A 1024-nucleotide genomic window follows, 5' to 3' on the forward strand; every position below is an offset into this window, starting at 1 on the left:
TGGAATTGGATGAAAAGGCGATAGAGAAAGCGCCGGATGTTCCAGGTTGGAATAATGCCGCCTCAGGCACATTGACGGATTCTTACGTTACGACCAAAGAAGCTAAGCAGCTCCTAGAACAAGAAAAAGCAGAAATCGAACAGAAAATTGCGGATGAAAAGCAAGAACTCGACGCAAAAGTCGAACGTGGTGAGCTTTCCGAAGAGCAAGCCAAGCAAATTCATCGTGCGAAACTCGATCCTCAAGAGCGTGAACGTCTAGAAAAAATCGACGAAGCAGAAGCCAAAATCGCAAAAGCGCAATCCTCATTCGAAGAATACCTTGGTATGACAGAGGTACAAGCAGGGCAAGATTCTGAAGTGCTGCTTGATGGCGTGGCAAAACTTTCAAGCCATAACAACGTAATTGAAGACGCCATTGAAGGCGTAGATTTGACACTTAAAGGCAAGTCAGAACCAAACAAGCCGCCTGCAGAAATCGGAGTCGAGTACGACCGTCAAAGTGTACGCAGCGACATCGAAAACTTTGTTTCGGCGTACAACTCGTTTTATCAAACTTCGCAAGCACTCTCGAGTGTGGACCCAACTACCGGCCAAAAAGGGCCGCTAGCTGGTGACAGCACGGTGCGAAGTGCCGATTCACGATTGAAAGCCGTCTTTTCAAGCCGAATCGATCAAGCACCAGAAAATCTGAAATCATTGACAGCATTTGGCATTACCACGACACGTCAAGGCACGCTTGAAATCAACTATGACATGCTTGACCGTCAGTTGAACAATAACTTCAACGAGTTAGAAAAATTCTTCGGTGGTAACACTGGTTTTGCGAAGCGTATCGAAGATGCGATTCACGGCATCACCGGTATTACGGGCAGCATTCGTACGCGAGAGAAAAGTCTCACAGAACAAAACTACCGTTTGAATGATGACCAAGCGGCATTAGATCGCCGCATGGAAGGGCTGGAAAAGCGTACCCATGCGAAATTTACCGCGATGCAAGACGCGACAGGTAAGATGCAGGGTCA

General features: G+C 47.3%; 1 protein-coding gene. It reads left to right on the top strand.

Annotation, left to right across the window (positions count from 1 at the left end; translation table 11 throughout):
• Positions 1–1024, top strand: a 1024-nt coding sequence (gene fliD, locus R7Z50_RS24920) for a flagellar filament capping protein FliD (RefSeq protein ID WP_318149406.1), incomplete at both ends; no start/stop codon positions are given.

The sequence above is a fragment of the Vibrio sp. 1249-1 genome (assembly GCF_033340495.1).